Annotated in this window: 11 protein-coding genes; 5 read left to right on the top strand and 6 right to left on the bottom strand. The window is 63.2% G+C overall.

The window, feature by feature from the left end; genetic code table 11:
- Position 1: 1 nt before the first annotated feature.
- Entirely contained in the window at positions 2 to 1,438 is a 1,437-nt protein-coding gene (locus SLQ31_RS28420) for a bifunctional dTDP-4-dehydrorhamnose 3,5-epimerase family protein/NAD(P)-dependent oxidoreductase (protein ID WP_319437531.1), read from the top strand.
- Positions 1,439 to 1,448: 10 nt separating this feature from the next.
- On the opposite strand, the gene SLQ31_RS28415 is transcribed toward SLQ31_RS28420, so the two are convergent.
- The 4 genes from SLQ31_RS28415 to SLQ31_RS28400 all read right to left on the bottom strand — a co-directional run bounded on the left by SLQ31_RS28415 (position 1,449) and on the right by SLQ31_RS28400 (position 9,634).
- The gene (locus SLQ31_RS28415) at positions 1,449 to 4,397 is read right to left on the bottom strand and encodes an RND family transporter (RefSeq protein ID WP_319437530.1); all 2,949 of its coding nucleotides are present in this window, start codon (positions 4,395 to 4,397) and stop codon (positions 1,449 to 1,451) included.
- The gene (locus SLQ31_RS28410) at positions 4,398 to 7,280 is read right to left on the bottom strand and encodes an RND family transporter (protein ID WP_319437528.1); all 2,883 of its coding nucleotides are present in this window, start codon (positions 7,278 to 7,280) and stop codon (positions 4,398 to 4,400) included.
- A complete protein-coding gene (locus SLQ31_RS28405; protein ID WP_319437541.1) occupies positions 7,277 to 7,738 on the bottom strand; it encodes an MmpS family transport accessory protein in 462 nt (153 codons plus the stop codon). Before SLQ31_RS28405 ends, SLQ31_RS28410 begins: the two co-directional genes overlap by 4 nt.
- Positions 7,739 to 8,242: 504 nt before the next feature.
- Positions 8,243 to 9,634, bottom strand: coding sequence for a hypothetical protein (locus SLQ31_RS28400; protein WP_319437527.1), 1,392 nt, complete (start codon positions 9,632 to 9,634; stop codon positions 8,243 to 8,245).
- 176 nt (positions 9,635 to 9,810) lie between these two features.
- Between SLQ31_RS28400 and SLQ31_RS28395 the strand changes: the two genes are divergently transcribed.
- From SLQ31_RS28395 to SLQ31_RS28380, 4 genes are read left to right on the top strand one after another with little or no spacing between them, the layout of a single operon-like run.
- Positions 9,811 to 10,758 (top strand): sulfotransferase family protein, encoded by a 948-nt coding sequence (locus tag SLQ31_RS28395; protein WP_319437540.1) that lies wholly within the window; start codon positions 9,811 to 9,813, stop codon positions 10,756 to 10,758.
- Positions 10,759 to 10,781: 23 nt separating this feature from the next.
- Positions 10,782 to 12,086 carry a glycosyltransferase gene (locus tag SLQ31_RS28390; RefSeq protein ID WP_319437526.1) on the top strand — a complete coding sequence of 435 codons (1,305 nt, stop codon included), beginning with the start codon at positions 10,782 to 10,784 and terminating at the stop codon, positions 12,084 to 12,086.
- A 38-nt stretch (positions 12,087 to 12,124) separates the two neighbouring features.
- Positions 12,125 to 12,955 (top strand): TylF/MycF/NovP-related O-methyltransferase, encoded by an 831-nt coding sequence (locus SLQ31_RS28385; protein WP_413643225.1) that lies wholly within the window; start codon positions 12,125 to 12,127, stop codon positions 12,953 to 12,955.
- A gap of 3 nt (positions 12,956 to 12,958) precedes the next feature.
- On the top strand, positions 12,959 to 13,942 hold the full coding sequence (locus SLQ31_RS28380) for a Gfo/Idh/MocA family oxidoreductase (RefSeq protein ID WP_319437525.1): 984 nt from the start codon (positions 12,959 to 12,961) through the stop codon (positions 13,940 to 13,942).
- Here the strand turns inward: SLQ31_RS28380 and SLQ31_RS28375 are convergent.
- Entirely contained in the window at positions 13,890 to 14,705 is an 816-nt protein-coding gene (locus SLQ31_RS28375) for an alpha/beta hydrolase (RefSeq protein ID WP_319437524.1), read from the bottom strand. The two genes, SLQ31_RS28380 and SLQ31_RS28375, sit on opposite strands and share 53 nt — an antisense overlap.
- Positions 14,706 to 14,719: 14 nt before the next feature.
- Positions 14,720 to 16,369 carry a GMC family oxidoreductase gene (locus SLQ31_RS28370; RefSeq protein ID WP_319437523.1) on the bottom strand — a complete coding sequence of 550 codons (1,650 nt, stop codon included), beginning with the start codon at positions 16,367 to 16,369 and terminating at the stop codon, positions 14,720 to 14,722.
- Between the last annotated feature and the right edge of the window lie 46 nt (positions 16,370 to 16,415).

The raw sequence follows: 16,415 nt of genomic DNA, 5'->3' as shown, positions 1-16,415 counted from the left end.
AATGACGGAGCTCGGCAAGGCACTGCGCGCAACGTCGACGGCTATTCCGGGGCTGACCATCTGGGACCTGGCCGTTCATGGCGACAACCGCGGGTGGTTCAAGGAGAACTGGCAGCGCGAGAAGATGGTGGCTGCCGGCATGCCCGACTTCGGGCCGGTCCAGAACAACGTCTCGTTCAACGAATCCGCGGGCACCACGCGCGGCATCCACGCCGAACCATGGGACAAGTACATCTCCGTCGCGAGTGGACGAATTTTTGGTGCGTGGGTCGATCTGCGGGACGGCCCGACGTTCGGGACGGTGGTGACCGCTGAACTTGATCCGTCGCGTGCCGTGTTCGTACCGCAAGGCGTCGGCAACGGATTTCAGACACTCGAGCCCAACACTGCCTACACCTACCTCGTCAACGATCACTACTCACCGGACGGCCTCTACACCTCGCTGAACCCGGCGGACGAGACCATCGCGATTGACTGGCCGATTCCGCTGGATCAGGCCGAATTGTCGGCCAAGGACCGGGCTCAGGGGCCGCTGTCGGAGGTTGTCCCCGTCCAGCCGCGCAAGACCTTGGTGATCGGCTCCGGCGGCCAACTGGGTCGCGCACTGCAAGCGGCGTTCGAAAGTGCTTCGCACGTCGAGTTTGTCGACCTTCCCGACTTCGATCTCACCTCCGGTGATCTCGGTTCGGCGCTGCCGTGGCGGGAATACGACACGATCATCAATGCCGCGGCGTACACCGCGGTGGACGCCGCCGAGACCGCGGAAGGGCGCGCTACGGCATGGGCCGCCAACGTCACCGGCATCGCGAATCTGGCGCGGGTCGCGTCGGCGCACCGACTGACCGTTGTCCACATCTCGAGTGACTACGTGTTCGACGGCACCGCGACGCGGCCCTACCGCGAGGACGATCCGATGGCCCCGCTCGGTGTCTACGGGCAGACGAAAGCGGCAGGCGATCAGATCATCTCCACGCTGGACCGGCACTACATCCTGCGCACCTCGTGGGTGATCGGCGAGGGCCGAAACTTCGTGCGCACCATGCTTTCTCTGGCCGACAAGGGCGTCGATCCGGCGGTGGTCGACGACCAGCTCGGCCGCTTGACGTTCACTTCGGAACTGGCGCGAGCGATCCGGCACGTGACCGAGAGCCGTGCGCCGTACGGAACGTACAACATGACGGGGTCCGGCCCGGTCACCTCGTGGGCCGACGTGGCGCGACGCACCTTCGAGTTGGCGGGCCACGATCCGGACCGGGTCAGCGGTGTTTCCACCGCGGAGTACTTCAGCAAGGCCACGAATCCTGTTTCGCCGCGGCCGGCGAGCGGTGTCCTCGACCTGTCGAAGATCGAGTCCACCGGATTCGCGCCTGCCGATGCCGGCGAGACGCTTGCGAGCTACGTTCGGCTGGAAACCCGGGCTACGTCCGGGGCCGGCTAACCCACCCGAATCAGACTGTTGTCCTTGGCAATTCAGCGGTGACCGCGTCGTCGTCGCGGTCCTCCCGGGGCAGCATGTAGGCCCGCACCGACGCGCGCGTTCCTGCAGACCGGAGCATGAAGCTGGCCGGGCGCGGACGAACTCGCTGTGGCCACCAGAACCAGCGTCCGAGCAACACGGCGATTGCCGGTGTCATGAACGACCGCACGACCAGGGTGTCGAACAGCAGGCCCAGTCCGACGGTGGTCCCGACCTGGCCGATGATCTGCAGATCGCTGGTGACCATCGCGGCCATAGTGAACGCGAACACCAGGCCGGCGTTGGTCACGACCTTGCCGGTGCCGCCCATGGCCCTGATGATGCCGGTGTTGATACCCGCGGACAGTTCTTCCTTTATTCGGGATACCAGGAGGAGGTTGTAGTCCGAGCCGACCGCCAAGAGCACGATCACCGACATCGGTAGCACCATCCAGTGCAGTTTGATGCCCAGGAAGTATTGCCAGAGTAATACCGAGAGCCCGAACGAAGCGCCCAGCGACAGCGCCACCGTGCCCACGATCACCAGGGCTGCGATCAGGCTGCGGGTGATGATCAGCATGATGATGAAGATCAGGCAGAGCGCGCCGACCGCCGCGATCCAGAGGTCGTATTTGGAGCCGTCGCTGAAGTCCTTGAACGTCGCTGCGGTGCCGGCGATCGAGATCTTGGCGCCCTGCAAAGGTGTGGTCTTGAGGGCTTCCTCGGCGGCCGTTCGAATCTGGGAGATGCTGGCGATGCCTGCCGGGGACGCGGGATCGTCCTTGTGGGAGATGATGAATCGCGCGGATTTGCCGTCGGGGGACAGGTAGGCGCTCATCGCCCGCTGGAAATCCGCATTCTGGAAAACCTCAGGCGGCAGAAAGAAGGAATCGTCGTCCTGCGCGGCGTCGAATGCCTGCCCCATGGCGCCGGTATTCGTGTTGGAGTCGTCCAACACGTCGAACGTTCCGGACATGGTGCTGTGCATTTTCAGCATCATGCCTTTCATGCCCTCCATGATCGTGATCATCTGGGGGATCTGTGCAAGCAGCTGTGGCATCAGCCGATCCAATGTCGCAAACTGCACAAGCATTTCTTTAATCTTGTCATTGAGTTGGCTGATGCCATCGATTGCGTCGAATATCGATCGAGTGGCAAAGCAGAGCGGAATGTTGAAGCAGTGCTGATCCCAATACATATAGGAACGGATTGGCCTGAAGAAGTCGTCGAAATCGGCTGCGCCACCCATGAGTAATTTGACTACTTGGGACATTTCTGTCGTCGTGACGAACGAGGCGTGCGTAATGTCGTTGAGCGCTTTTTGCAGCTCATACATGCGCTTCATCAACGCGATTTGCCTGTCGAGCATTTTGACCTGTCCGAGCAGGTCGGCCATGCGGGCCTTCAGGAAACCAATGCTGCTCTGCATACCCGCGTTCTGCATATCCATCAGGAAAGGCACCGAAGTGTGCTCGATCGGCGTTCCCTCGGGGCGGGTGATGCCCTGCACCCGGGATATGCCGGGTACCTTGAAAATGGCCTTGGCCAATTTATGCAGGATGAGAAAGTCTGCTGGATTCCGCATATCGTGATCGGATTCGATCATCAGAATCTCGGGCATCATCCGCGCCTGGGAGAAATGGCGATCAGCGGCGGCATTTCCCACGTTCGCCGGAAGATCCTGCGGAATGTAGAGCCGATCGTTGTAGCTGGTTTGATAGCCGGGCAGCGCGAGCAGGCCGACCAGAGCAATCGCAATTGTGGTGATCAGAATGGGCACCGGCCAGCGAACCACCGCCGTGCCGATCCGCCGCCACCTCGCAGTCTTGATCCGATGCTTGGGATCGAAGAGCTTGAGGCGGCCACCAGTGGCAAGAAGCGCCGGAACCAGCGTGACGGCGACCGCGACGGCGACGAACAGACCTACCGCGGACGGCACGCCCATGCTCTGGAAGATCGGTATCCGGGTGACGCTCAGGCACAGCATCGCGCCGGCAATGGTCAAACCGCTACCCAGGACGACGGGCGCGACGCTGCGGAAGGTGCTGTAGTACGCGGTTTCGACGTCCTCACCGGCCTGCCGCGCTTCTTGGTAGCGACCGAAGAAGAAGATTCCGTAGTCGGTTCCGGCCGCCATCGCGAGGCCGACGAGCAGGCTGGTGGCAAACGTGGATAGGCCAATGACGTTGTGATCGGCCAGAAACGCGACGACTCCGCGAGCGATCAGGACTTCGAGACCGACCGTGAGTAACAAGCCAAGGACCGTGACTATCGAACGGTAGACGAACAGCAAAACCAGCAAGATGATGACCGCGCCGACAGCGGTCATCTTGATCATGGAGTGGTCGCCCGCATGCTGCATATCGGACACCAGTGCTGCCGGACCGGTCACGTAGACCTTGATGCCGGGCGGCGCCGGAGTGTGTTCGGCGATGCTGCGGACCGCGGCAATTGACTGCTGGCCCAACGTCGTTCCGGTGTTGCCGGCCAGATTCAATTGGATATAGACAGCCTTGCCGTCTTTACTTTGCGCGCCGGACGCGGTGAGGCGATCACTCCAAAGATCCTGTACGTGCTGGACATGTTTCGTATCGCTCCTCAGGGCACGAATCAGTCCGTCGTAGTAGGTATGCGCATCGTCGCCGAGTTCCTGCTGCCCTTCCATCACCAGCATGGCGAAACTGTCGGAGTCAGACTCCTTGAAGTTGCTCCCCATCTGCTGCATCGCGATCACTGATGGCGCGTCCTGCGGTGCCATCGGTACGGAATGGTCGCGGCTGACGGTCTCCAGCCACGGTACGAAGAACGTCACCAGAACGGTGACCGCTAACCACGCCAGAATGATGACCGGTGAGAGTGCGCGGATTGTCCGCGCGATCGCCGGTCGACGGATCGGGGTGGTCGGTTCGGCTGGCTGGGCCGCGAGTTGGGTGTCCGTCACTTACCGCTCTTGGTTCTGCAACAACGCGCGCACCAGTGGACGCGGTCCGGTGGGTCGGAGCATCGTGCTGGCGGGGCGGGGCCGAACCCGTTGCGGCCACCAGAACCAGCGGCCCAGCAGGGCGGCGATGGATGGTGTCATGAACGCGCGCACGACCAAGGTGTCGAACAGCAGACCGACGGCGATCGTCGTACCCACCTGGCCGATGCTGATCACGTCGCTGACGATCATCGACGCCATGGTGAACGCGAACACGAGGCCCGCGGTGGTCACGACTTTGCCTGTGCCCGCCATCGCGCGAATGATGCCGGTATTGATGCCTGCGTGGAGTTCTTCCTTCATTCTGGCGACCAGCAGCAAATTGTAATCAGATCCGACGGCCAGAAGAATGATCACTGTCATCACAAAGACCGACCAGTGCAACTGTATACCGAGCAGATACTGCCAAATGAAAACCGCCAAGCCGAAGGAAGCGCCCAATGACAGCAATACCGTACCGACGATAACCATTGCGGCGATCAGGCTCCTCGTCACGATCAGCATGACGACGAAGATCAGACAGAGTGCTGAAACGATGGCGATGACCAGATCGAATTTTGTGCCATTGACCGTGTCTTTGACAAGCGCTGCTGTACCCGCGAGAGAGATTGGTGAGCCCTCCAGGGGGGTGCCTTTGAGCGCCTCCTCGGCCGCGCTCTTTATCGCATCAACTCTGCCGATACCGTCGGGCGAGGTGGGATCGCCCTTCTGGGAGATGAGCATGCGAACGGCCTTGCCGTCCGGCGAGATGAAGACTTTCATGACCCGTTTGAAATCTTCGTTCTTGAAGACCTCCGGCGGAACGTAGAAAGAATCGTCGTTCTGGGCGGCGTCGAACGCTTTACCCATGGCCGTGGAATTCTCGCTGTTGCCGTCCATTTGGCCGAAGACACCCGACATGGTGCTGTGCATGGTGAGCAGCATTCCCCGCATGCTCGTCATGATCGCGATCATCTCCGGGAACTGCGCGAGCAGCTGCGGCATGATCACGTCCATTTGATCGAGATTCGCCGTCAGCTGGGCTAGCTTCTCGGTCAGCCCGTCAACCCCGTCGAGGACGTCGAAAACACTTCTAATTGACCAGCAGAGCGGAATATCGAAGCAGTGCGGTTCCCAGTACAGGTAATTGCGGATGGGTCGGAAGAAATCTTCGAAGTCGGCAATATGATCACGCAATTGCATGGTGATGTCAGACATTTCATGCGTGCTCTTGACCATGCTGTGCATCGTGGCTGACAACTGCTTCATCAAGTCGTACATATTCGACATGATGGCGATGGTTTGCCCTAATTGGTCAGCCTGTGTGAGCAGGTCCGCCATGCGCTGCTTCTGGAAGAACATGAATTGCTGCTGGCCGGCCTGCTGCGCGCTCATCAAATAGGGAATCGTCGTGTGGGCGATCGGTGTCCCCTCGGGACGCGTGACCGCCTGAACCTTTTCAATACCCGGAACGGCAAGGACGGCCTTCGCCAGCTTGTTCAGTACGAGGAAGTCGGCGGAATTGCGCAGATCATGATCGGTCTCCACCATCAGGATCTCCGGGGCCATCATCGCCGACGGCGGAAAGTGCCGGGCCGCTGCGTTAATGCCCTGAGTGGCGGGAATGTTCTTGGGCAAGAAGTGCTGGTCGTTGAAGTCGGGCTTGAATCCGGGCAGCGTCAAGAGTCCGACCAGCGTGATGGCCAACGATGCGACGAGGATGGGTCCCGGCCACCGGACGATCGCCGTGCCGATTCGTCGCCATCCGCGAGTGCTGGCATTCCGCTTGGGCTCGAACAGGCCGAAACGGCTGCCGACGGCAATGACAGCCGGAACCAGGGTGAGGGCGACCGCGACCGCGGTCAGAATGCCCACGGCACAGGGCACGCCGAGTGCTTGGAAGGCGGGCAGGCGGGTGAAGCTGAGGCAGAACGTGGCTCCGGCGACGGTCAGGCCGGTGGCCAACACGACATGGGCGACACCGCGGTACGTCGTGAAGAACGCCGTCTCCCGGTCTTCGCCGGCCAGGCGCGCCTCGTGATAGCGCCCGATGAAAAATATCCCGTAGTCGGTTCCAGCCGCGATCACCAGGGCCACCAACAGGTTTACCGCGAGGCTGGTCAGCCCGATGATTTCGTGGTGTCCGAGTAATGCGACGATTCCGCGGGCCGCTTGCAACTGGACGAAGACCACCAGCAACAACGCGATCACGGTCAGGGGCGACCGGTAGACGATGAGCAGCGTCACCAAGATCACTGCGATGCTCACCAAGGTGATCGTGGTGACCGTGCTGTTGCCGCTGACGCTCATATCGGCGGCGAGGGCCGCGGGCCCGGTGACGTATGTCTTGATCCCTGGCGGCGCCGGCGTCTGCGCGACGATGTGCTGCACGGCCTGGACCGACTCGTTGGCCACGGCGTCGCCAGGTTTGCCGGTGACGATTATCTGAACGTAGGCGGCCTTGCCGTCATCGCTTTCTGCGGCCGCACTGGTGAGCGGATCACCCCAGAAGTTCTGAATGTGCTGAACGTGCTTGGTATCGCTTCGCAACTGGCGGATCAGCCGGTCGTAATACTCGTGCGCGTCGTCGCCGAGGGGCTGCTGACCTTCCAACACGATCATTGTTGCGGCGCCGCCGGAAGACGATTCCTCGAAAACCTCGGACATGCGCTGTGCCGCCATGAACGACGGCGCATCGGTGGGGTTTTGCGATACCGCGTGCTCTGCCTCGACCTGCTCCAAGGTGGGAACCCCGAGGGTCAAGCCGATGACGATCGCCAGCCAGCCCAATATGACGAGCGCCGGGAATCGGTGGATCTTGTCCGCAACGAATGAGCGGCCGCCCTGCGACTGATGGTTACTCATGCGGCCTTCAGCAGACAGGAGATAAAGGAACTCACTTCATGCGTCGTGGTCTTCTCGTCCTTGACCACGCCGTCCACGGAGATCCGGCAGCCGATGGTGTCGCTGTCGGCCTGTGCGGCGATGCTTCCGATACCCGCGGCAGCGGAGATCGGGAATTCCAGTGACCACGGCAGCGTCGCGTCGGTGTGCACCGGGTTGCCGTTTTCGTCGAAATAGCTGATCTGGGCGGACGTTCCTGGTGGTCCGAAGATTTCGTATTTCATCTTCTTGGGGTTGTAGGGCTTGCCCTTGTCGTTCTTGGTGTCGCCGTAGGAGAGCGACTTTTCGCTTCCGAAGAGGCCGTGCAGGCGGTACACGGTCAGGCCCCCGACGGCGAGCACGGCGACGACGACCAACGGAATCCACAACCGGCCCAACGACTTCAGCACAGATCCCTGATTTCGACGCTCCTTGCGGATGGGGCTCTTCGCCTGATGCGGGGGCGGCGATTGGTCGGCAGGTTGCTCAGCGGTGTCATCGCGCGGCCAGTCGGTGACATCGGGCTGAGTTTGCTCAACGTCGGGCAAACTTCCATCGATCACCGCACGACGACCTTTCCCATCTTCAAAGCACTTCCGTTCCTCGCACCAGCCATTAGATGGAAAATGCTTTACGCATCGTGGCGCGATGCCTCACGTTACAGCCCATGTGGCGGGCGTCACAGCTCGCTCGTGTGACGCTCGCATGACGGTTTCCGCAAACGAGCCACGCCACAGGGTCGCGACCGATCTCGACCGAGAGTCAACCATGGCGATGGCCTCCGTGGGGGGTCTTTTGTAATGCAACAGCGGGAGCATACGCGTACGGGCGTGCAAGAAACTGCGGTAATGGCTAACTGTCATGTCGCTGGCAGCCTGGCCGCATTGACGCGTCCGCAAGCGGTAGGACGTCGCGAGGCCAGCTCCCACTTAGCGGCGAATCGGCTAATCGATCTCACCCATCAGACCGAATTCCGCTACCGTGCGCTCGGCCAGCTCCCGCAACGCGGACCGCGTCGTCACCGACCCCGGTTGGTAGCCGCGCACGCACACGCCGACCTGGTTCATTTCGGTCGAGGTGCCGACAAAGACGTGCAACTGGCTGCCCGCTCGTTCAAGCCAGCCCCGGGTGACGTTCTGGCTTGCTCCCCGAGCGAACATCCCATCGGACAGCGTGCCGTCGGGGCGGCTCGCCGCCGGACCCGTATCGCCGAGGCTCGAGCACACCGCGGGTTGCTCCGGATCGCTGACCGCGTAGTCGATCAGATGCTTCCACGCCCGTTTGGGGGTGAAGGGAGTCAGGGCGACGAGCTCAGCTGATTCGTCGGGAGTGTCTTTTGCGTCCTTGAGGGCCTGTTTGATCGCGGCGCGGGCAGGAGTCAGATCGGCCGTCACGCCCTGCGGGTCTATGCCGACCCGGATGAACGAGACGGCGATCGCCCGCGCATCGTCCATGGTGCGGGTGTTGACGGTGAGCAGCATTCTGACATCGTCGGCATCCCCATGCGTGCGTCCCATGTGCCGGTCGAGTCGCGCGGTGAACGCCGCAGCCAGCGCGCTCACTGTTCCGCCCAACGCCTCTGCGCGCGCATTCCACTCGTCGAGCCGGATCCGGATCCAGATGTTGGGCACGATCACGAGGTCGCCGGCGCCGCTCGTCGACGGCCCCGGCAATGACGCCTGGGCCTGCGAGTGCACGACATCCTGCTGGCGGCGCCGGGCCTCTTTCACCGCCGCGAGAAATGCCCGCCCCGTATCCGGGGCGTCCCGCGCAGTTTCGCGGACGTCTTGAACCAGCGCCTGCAGCCGAGAGCGCGACCGAGGGGGCGGATAGCCGAGATCGACGGGCAGGCCGAGGAGCGCCTGCGTCACTGCGACGGCCGCACCGATGCCGTCGATGACGTAGTGGGACAGCACCAGGCTGATAGCGGTCGAGCCGTCGCCGAGACGGACCACGCTGATCCGCCAGCCGGGTCCAGATTCCGGGTCGATAGGCAATTGCGTGCGCTCGTCGAACCAGTCACCGAGCTCATCCCGAGGGCGAACGGCCTCAGCGATATCGAGGTCGGCCGGCTGCGGATCTGACACCCACCGCCAGCGGCCGAACGGCAGCGGCGACCGCTCGATGAGCCGACCCATCATGCCTTGACTGAGTTTGTCGCGAAAACGCTTCAATCCCTCGATGTCGACCGGGTGGTGATAGAGCCAGCCGACCTGCATCACTTCCCTCTGGCCGGCGGCGTGATGCCCGGCATAGAAGGCTTGATCCATCAGTACGAGCCGGTTGTCCAGCCGCGCATCAGTGGGTGCTTGCGCAGGACGGTCCTGGATTGACACGAGCGTCAGAGTAGCCGACCGGCTGTTTCGATTTAGCGAGGTTGCGCAGGCCACCGCAAAGGCTCAATACCTTGTCGAAGCGCTCGCGAAAACCCTATTCTGCCGCTGTGATCACAAGCCGGCCGAGTGCCGAGAATCCTCGACAGAAGCCGGCATCGGGCACTCGGACCCGCCCGGTGGCTCTCTTTGTCTTGGGCAATGGCCGGTCCGGGACCTCTGCGCTGGCGCGGGTTCTCTCCCTGTGTGGCGGTTCGCTTCCGCCGGGTTTGTTAGGCGCGACGTCGGAGAATCCGCGCGGGTTTTTCGAGGCACGCGCCGTCATTCATCTGAATCAGGCGATCCTGCACGACCACGGCAGCTCCGGGTACGACATGGCACTGGATGCCTACCAGGACGGGGCGTTCGATGCCGAAAACAACGGTGCCTGGGTGGCCAAGCTCAAGGACTATCTCACCGGCTTGCCGACCGCGCCGACCCTGGTCATCAAGGAACCGAAGACGACGGCGGTGTCCAGGATCTGGTTCGAGGCCGCGCGTCAGGCCGGCTTTGACGTCGCGGCGGTGGTCGCGGTGCGCCATCCGGACGAGATCATCGGATCTCTGGAGAAGCGGGCCAATCAGCAGAACTACGTTGACTCCTCACCGGAGCTGACGTGTGCCTGGTGGCTGAAATACAGTCTGCTGGCCGAACGGGACACCCGTGGCATACCGCGTGTGTTCGTTGAATACTCCAATCTCCTCGAGGACTGGCGCCGGGAACTGAAGCGAATCTCTACGACGCTGGCGATCGATCTGGACGCGAAGCATGAGGCAGAAGTCGACGAGTTCCTGACCCCGGATCTTCGGCACCATCAAACCCGCGGTCAGGCGACCGAGCCTTTCGGCACCCACTGGATCGGCACGGTCTACGAATCGCTTGCCGCGGCCGCGCGGGACGGGTCGTTCGATGAGGCCGAGCTGGATCGCGTCTTCGCGGCCTACGGGGCAAGCGAACGCGGGTTCCGGCAGGCGTTCAAGGACGTCGGTCGCTACCGCAATCTCGACCGGATGTTGCCGCCGTTTGTTGTGAAGCTTGGCCTCGAGACCCTGGCGCTGGTCCATCGGCGCAAGGGCACGTGGGCGTAGTGGGGTCGGGTCGGGAGCATCCGATGAAATTTGTGCTGGCTTTCTACGGAACTCGTGGGGATGTCGAACCGGGTATCGCCGCCGGCCGCGAGCTGATGCGCCGCGGTCACGACGTGCTCATGGCCATCCCGCCCGACTCGATCGGTTCGGCCGAATCCGTCGGCCTCGCGGCGGTCGCTTACGGGCCCGATACCCAGGCGTGGCTGGAGGACACCCGCGACTTCTGGGGCTTCTTGTTCCGCAATTTCTGGCGCGTGCGGGATGTGCAGAAGTATCTCCGCGAATCCCGCGAGCCCGGTGTTCGGGCTTGGGCCGAGATGAGCAGGACGCTCACATCGGTTGCGGGTGAAGCCGATGTGCTCGTGACTGGCGTCAGTTACGAGGAACTCGTGTTCGACGTCTCGGAATACTGCGGTGTCCCGCTGGCGACGGTGTTCTGGTTTCCGATGCGGGTCAACGGCAAGCTCTTGCCGAATCTGCCTGGGCCGGTGCTGCGCGCGGCGATGAAGGTCTACGAGTGGGTGGTCTGGCTGTCGGTGAAGAACGTCGTCGGTATAGCGCGGCGGGAACTAGGCCTCGCGCCGGCGTCGGGACCTGTGCCGGAGCGGATCGCTGAACTCGAATTGCTCGAGATCCAGGCCTATGACGACCTGCTGTTTCCGGGATTGGCAGATGAGTGGGCGCAGTGGGATGGTCAGCGGCCGTTCATCGGCACACTGACGCTGGAGTTGGCCACCGAAGCCGACGAGGACGTCATGTCCTGGATCGCTGCGGGGACGCCCCCGATCTGCTTCGGATTCGGCAGCATTCCGGTCGAGTCGCCCGCCGACATGATCCGCATGATTGCGGGGGCGTGCGCGCAGGTCGGCGAGCGGGCATTGCTGTGCGCCGGCTGGACCGATTTCAGTGATGTCCCGCAGTTCGACCACGTCAAGGTGGTGGGCGCGGTGAATTACGCGACGATATTTCCGTCGTGCCGGGCCGTCGTGCACCACGGCGGCGCGGGCACCACCGCGGCCGGCCTGCGCGCCGGCGTTCCGACACTCGTCCTCTGGATGGCCGATGTTCAGGTGATTTGGGGAGCCGCGGTCAAGGGGCTGAAGGTAGGCACCTCGCGACGGTTTGCCGCTGCCACTGAGAAGACGCTGGTCGCCGACCTGCGCACGATTCTGGCCCCGGACTACCTCACCCGCGCCCGCGAGCTGGCGGCCCGGATGAACACGCCGGCCGACAGCGTGACGAGGGCCGCCGATCTTCTCGAAGATTTCGCCCGTCGCAAGCAGGTTGGCCGACTTGACGATCCGATACTGGAAAACCCCGCAAACTAACGCCCCTGCAAGTTTAGACTCAGCGCCGAAATGCTGGCATGCGAGATAGGGCCATTTTGACCATCACCGATTACGACGTTCGTTCGCTGTACCTCGACCTGCTCCGGCGCAACCTGACCAGGTTCGGGATGCATGAGCGGATGCCCTCGGACTGGCCGTTGCGGCGACGTGTCCTGCTCAAGGTGGCCAATACCTTCGGTCCCAAACTTCGGGGCGCGGGCGTGCGTGATCAAAACCTGCGCGAAGCGGGCCTGGACTGGCCGGCCGAGGCCGAGACGATGATCGGCATGAAGCGGCTCACCAGTCTGCAGGAGTGCGTGGAGACGGTGCTGGCTGACGATGTCCCCGGCGACCTCGTCGAGACGGGCGTGTGGCGTGGCGGCGCGTGCATCTTGATGCGGGCGGTATTGGCGGCCTACGGCGACACCACGCGCAACGTGTGGCTGTGCGATTCCTTCCAGGGGGTCCCGCGCTCTGACACCGAGAACTACAAGGCAGACAAAGGGATTCACGCAGAAATAGTTTCGGGCATCCTGGGGGTGTCGGAGGCCGACGTCAAGAAGAATTTCGAACGTTACGGCCTGCTGGACGACCAAGTCCGTTTCCTGCCAGGTTGGTTCAAGGACACGCTGCACGATGCCCCGATCGATGCGATCTCGGTGTTGCGGCTCGATGGTGACCTCTACGAATCCACGATTCAGGCCCTGGACGCGCTGTACCCGCGACTGTCGCCCGGGGGCTTCTGCGTCGTCGACGACTATCTGGCCGTGAAGGCGTGCGAGAAGGCCGTCACCGATTACCGCGAAAAGCATGGGATCACCGCCGAAATCGTCGATATCGACGGCACGGGCGTGCTGTGGCGCAAGTAGCGCATGCCTGACGGTTTGGTACGGATCGGAGTTCTCGGGGCGGCCGGTGTCACGCCAACGGCGGTGATCAAGCCGGCAAAGGACAACGCTGAGGTCGAGGTTGCCGCGGTGGCCGCGCGCGATGTGGTGCGCGGTCGCGCCTACGCCGCCAAATACGGCATCCCCCGGGTGCACGACGGCTATGAAGCGCTGATCGCGGATACCGGCGTTGACGCGGTATACATCCCCTTGCCAAATGCCCTGCATGGCAAATGGATTCGAGCCGCGCTCGAAGCGGGCAAGCATGTGCTGGTGGAGAAGCCGCTCGCCGCCAATGCTGCCGAGGCCCGGGAGATCGCCGACCTCGCGGCTGGCTCGGGTCGCGTGGTGATGGAGGGTCTCCATCACCGCTATCACCCTGCGTCGGTGCGGATCGAACAGATCCTCGCCTCAGGAGAGCTGGGAACGATTCAGCGGGTCGAGGCGGTCAATTGCTATTGGCTGCGCGACTTCTCGGGTTCCCGCTACAGCTATCCGCTCGGCGGCGGGGCGACGATGGATCTCGGGTCCTACATCGTTGACACAGTTCGCACATATGGCGGTTCGACCCCGGAAGTTGTTTCCGCACAGGCAAAACTGCGCGGCCCGCAGATTGACCGGGTGATGACGGCCGAGTTGCGGTTCGCCGGCGGGCACACCGGCCGGCTGCACTGTTCGATGTGGTCCGCCGAGCCACCGCACTACAGCACCAAAGTGGTCGGTGACCGCGGCGAGCTGAGGCTGCATCCGCTGCAGCCGTTCCAGCGGTTCTCGGTTCGATCCGCCGACGGCAAACGCGACGAGAAGTTTCCGTTGCGGGCAACCTACGCGTATCAACTGGATGCGTTCGCCGCGGCGGTGCTGCGTGGCGAGCCGGTGAGGACGTCGGTGGCGGACGCGGTCGAGAACATGACCGTCATCGATGCGATCTATCGCGCCGCCGGCCTTCCCGTCCGCGAACCGGCCTAGCCACCAACTCGGCAGGCAGCGTGCTGCCAGACAGCCAGGCGTCGGCGGTGCGGGCGAAGAGGCCTGGATTGTGCATCGGCCAGTCATGACTCATGCCGACCGCGAGTCGGTCGACGCCATTGGGCATCGACTGTGAGAGCAGTGCCGCCCAATGGCGGATTGCTCGCAACTCGTTGGTACCGGTGACGAACAGTGTTGGTACGTCTGCTTTGTCGAGCGTCCGGGGAAGGCTGAAACCTGCCGAAGCCTCGGCGATGTGGGCGAATTGCGCTCCCGAATTCAGGCGCGCATCCTCGTCGTAATCCGCGTTCTGCACCGCGTGGCCGGCATCCCAGTAGCGGTTCATCAGTAGCCATCGGAATGCGGCGGTGCGGGCGAACACACCCGCCAGGCGGCGCGTGAGCTGGACCGCGGGCAGCGTGTTGATCAAGGTGCTGCTCAACACCGCGCGGTCGACGAGATACGGCTCAGAAGCCAGGAGTTCGACGCCGACCTGGGCCCCGAGTGAGTAGCCGACCAGGTGCGCCCGTCCGCCGTCGACTCGGGTGCGGATGAGGTCTGCGATCGCGCCGGCGGCCCGGCTCATCTCGAAGGGGCCCTGATCAAAGCTTCTGCCGTACTGGGGCAGATCCGGGACCAGGCAGCGGTAGTGCCGCATCCGTGCGACCACCGGCTCCCAGGTCCACCCGCTCATGATGCCGCCGTGCAGGAACACGATGGCGGGCGCGTCGACCGGCCCGGAGTCGCGCACGAACAGATCCACGTGGCGATGCTATGTCAGTTGGCGAAGTGCGCTTCGTTGATGTGTTCGGCGACCCGCAACGCATTGGCTGCGACGGTCAGGCTCGGGTTGATGCCGCTACTGGACGGGAAGAACGACGCGTCCACCACATACAGGTTGTCCACCTCGTGTGCGCGGTTCTGCGGGTCCAGCACGCTGGTCGCGGGATCGGTGCCGAAGCGGACCGTGCCGCAGACGTGGCCCAGGGTTCCGTTGTTCTCACCGGTGCGCAGAGTGAGGGTGCGGAACGGCTTCAACACCTCGTTGAGCGCGCTCAAGAACACCTCCCGCCGCTCGATCTCGTTGGGATGTAAGCGGTATTGAAGCCGCAGCCGCTGGCGTCCGTCGACACTGGGCCGATCGCTCGGCAGTACCCGGTTGTCCGAGTACGGCAGGTCTTCCATGATCGCGGCCAGGACGAGTCCGCCACTGATCACCCTGTCGTAGATCGGCCGCGCGATAGGGCTCGACCACCGCAACGCCTTTGAGACCAGACCCGGCTGGTTCATCATCATGTCGAGCGGTGCCAACGAGGCCATCGAGCTGGCCGACTGCACCGTGCCGTACTTCTGGCCATCGATGAAATAGAAGTCGTTGAGCCCGATTTCCTTGTTCTCGGCGGTGATCTTGCTGCCGCGTTGTGGCCAGATCTCGATCCAGTCCATGACGTGGCGCATGAGATTGCGGCCCACCATATCTGAGCCGTTGGCCAGTCCACGCGACCAATCCCCGGACCGGGAATTGAGCAACAGCACCGGGGTGGCCAGCGCTCCGGCGGCAAGCACCACCACTTTGCCTTTCAGCGTGAGCATGTCGTTGCGGCGCTGACAGATCACCTGTCGCACGCCGGTGCGGTCTGACTCGAGTCGTAAGACTCGGCATTCGGCGAGTAGCTCAGCGCCGTATTCGGTGACGGCGGGCAGCACACCGGCGCGGGCGCCGTCGTTCTTGCACCCCTTGGGGCAGAGGTACGCCTGGCAGGTCGCGCAGTCGTCGGTGTAATCACACGCCATCGGCAAGTGATAGGGATGCAGGCCGCGCCCCGCCAGATAGTTCACCAACGGCTGATTGTCGGCGGAAAACGGTGGTGCGGCTGGCAGCCCGACATCGGCCGACTCCGGCCGCAGAGGATCCGGCTGGCCGCGCACCCCGAGAAGCTTCTCGGCCTCCGCGTACCAGGGCGCCAGCTGTTCGTAGGAGATCGGCCACGACTCGGGGACGGTGGATTCGCCGGGATCGGTGAAGAATTGGCGAGGCGCGAAGTCGTCGACGAAGAACCGTTCGCAGACCATGCCGTAGAGCGCCGACGATCCGCCGGGACCGGCGCCGATGTACGGCACGAACTTTCTCGGGAATCGTCCACTGATATCGGTGATTTCGTCGTTGCTACGTCCTGCCCGGGCCAGGGTGTCGTAGTAGGTCTTCTTCGACCGGGACGCCTGTGGCTCGGCCATTTCGGGCATCGCCGCGCGAATCGTGCCCGGGGTGCCGGGCAGTGTGGAGCGGCCCTTTTCGACGAAGAGCACTCGGCGGCCCGCGCGTGCCAGCCGGTGGCCGAGCATGCCGCCGCCCATACCGGCGCCCACGACGATGACATCCCACTCGACACGTTCGGCCTCGCGCCCAGTCAATTCACCCTCAGGCACTATCTGGCTCCTCGGTGCTATGGCCCAATGCCGGCCCGTTCTGGGC

Origin of the sequence: Mycobacterium sp. RTGN5 (assembly GCF_033804465.1) — a bacterium.
In the GTDB taxonomy this organism is placed as follows: Bacteria; Actinomycetota; Actinomycetes; order Mycobacteriales; family Mycobacteriaceae; genus Mycobacterium.
The sequence above is the reverse complement of the archived record's forward strand: the minus strand, read 5'-3'. Positions and strand labels throughout refer to the sequence as shown.

Excerpts from the sequence above, each read along its gene's own strand:
- SLQ31_RS28420 (WP_319437531.1), top strand. The coding sequence starts at position 2 with ATGACGGAGCTCGGCAAGGCACTGCGCGCAACGTCGACGGCTATTCCG.
- SLQ31_RS28385 (WP_413643225.1), top strand. The coding sequence starts at position 12,125 with ATGCGAGATAGGGCCATTTTGACCATCACCGATTACGACGTTCGTTCG.
- SLQ31_RS28410 (WP_319437528.1), bottom strand. The coding sequence starts at position 7,280 with ATGAGTAACCATCAGTCGCAGGGCGGCCGCTCATTCGTTGCGGACAAG.
- SLQ31_RS28390 (WP_319437526.1), top strand. The coding sequence starts at position 10,782 with ATGAAATTTGTGCTGGCTTTCTACGGAACTCGTGGGGATGTCGAACCG.
- SLQ31_RS28380 (WP_319437525.1), top strand. The coding sequence starts at position 12,959 with ATGCCTGACGGTTTGGTACGGATCGGAGTTCTCGGGGCGGCCGGTGTC.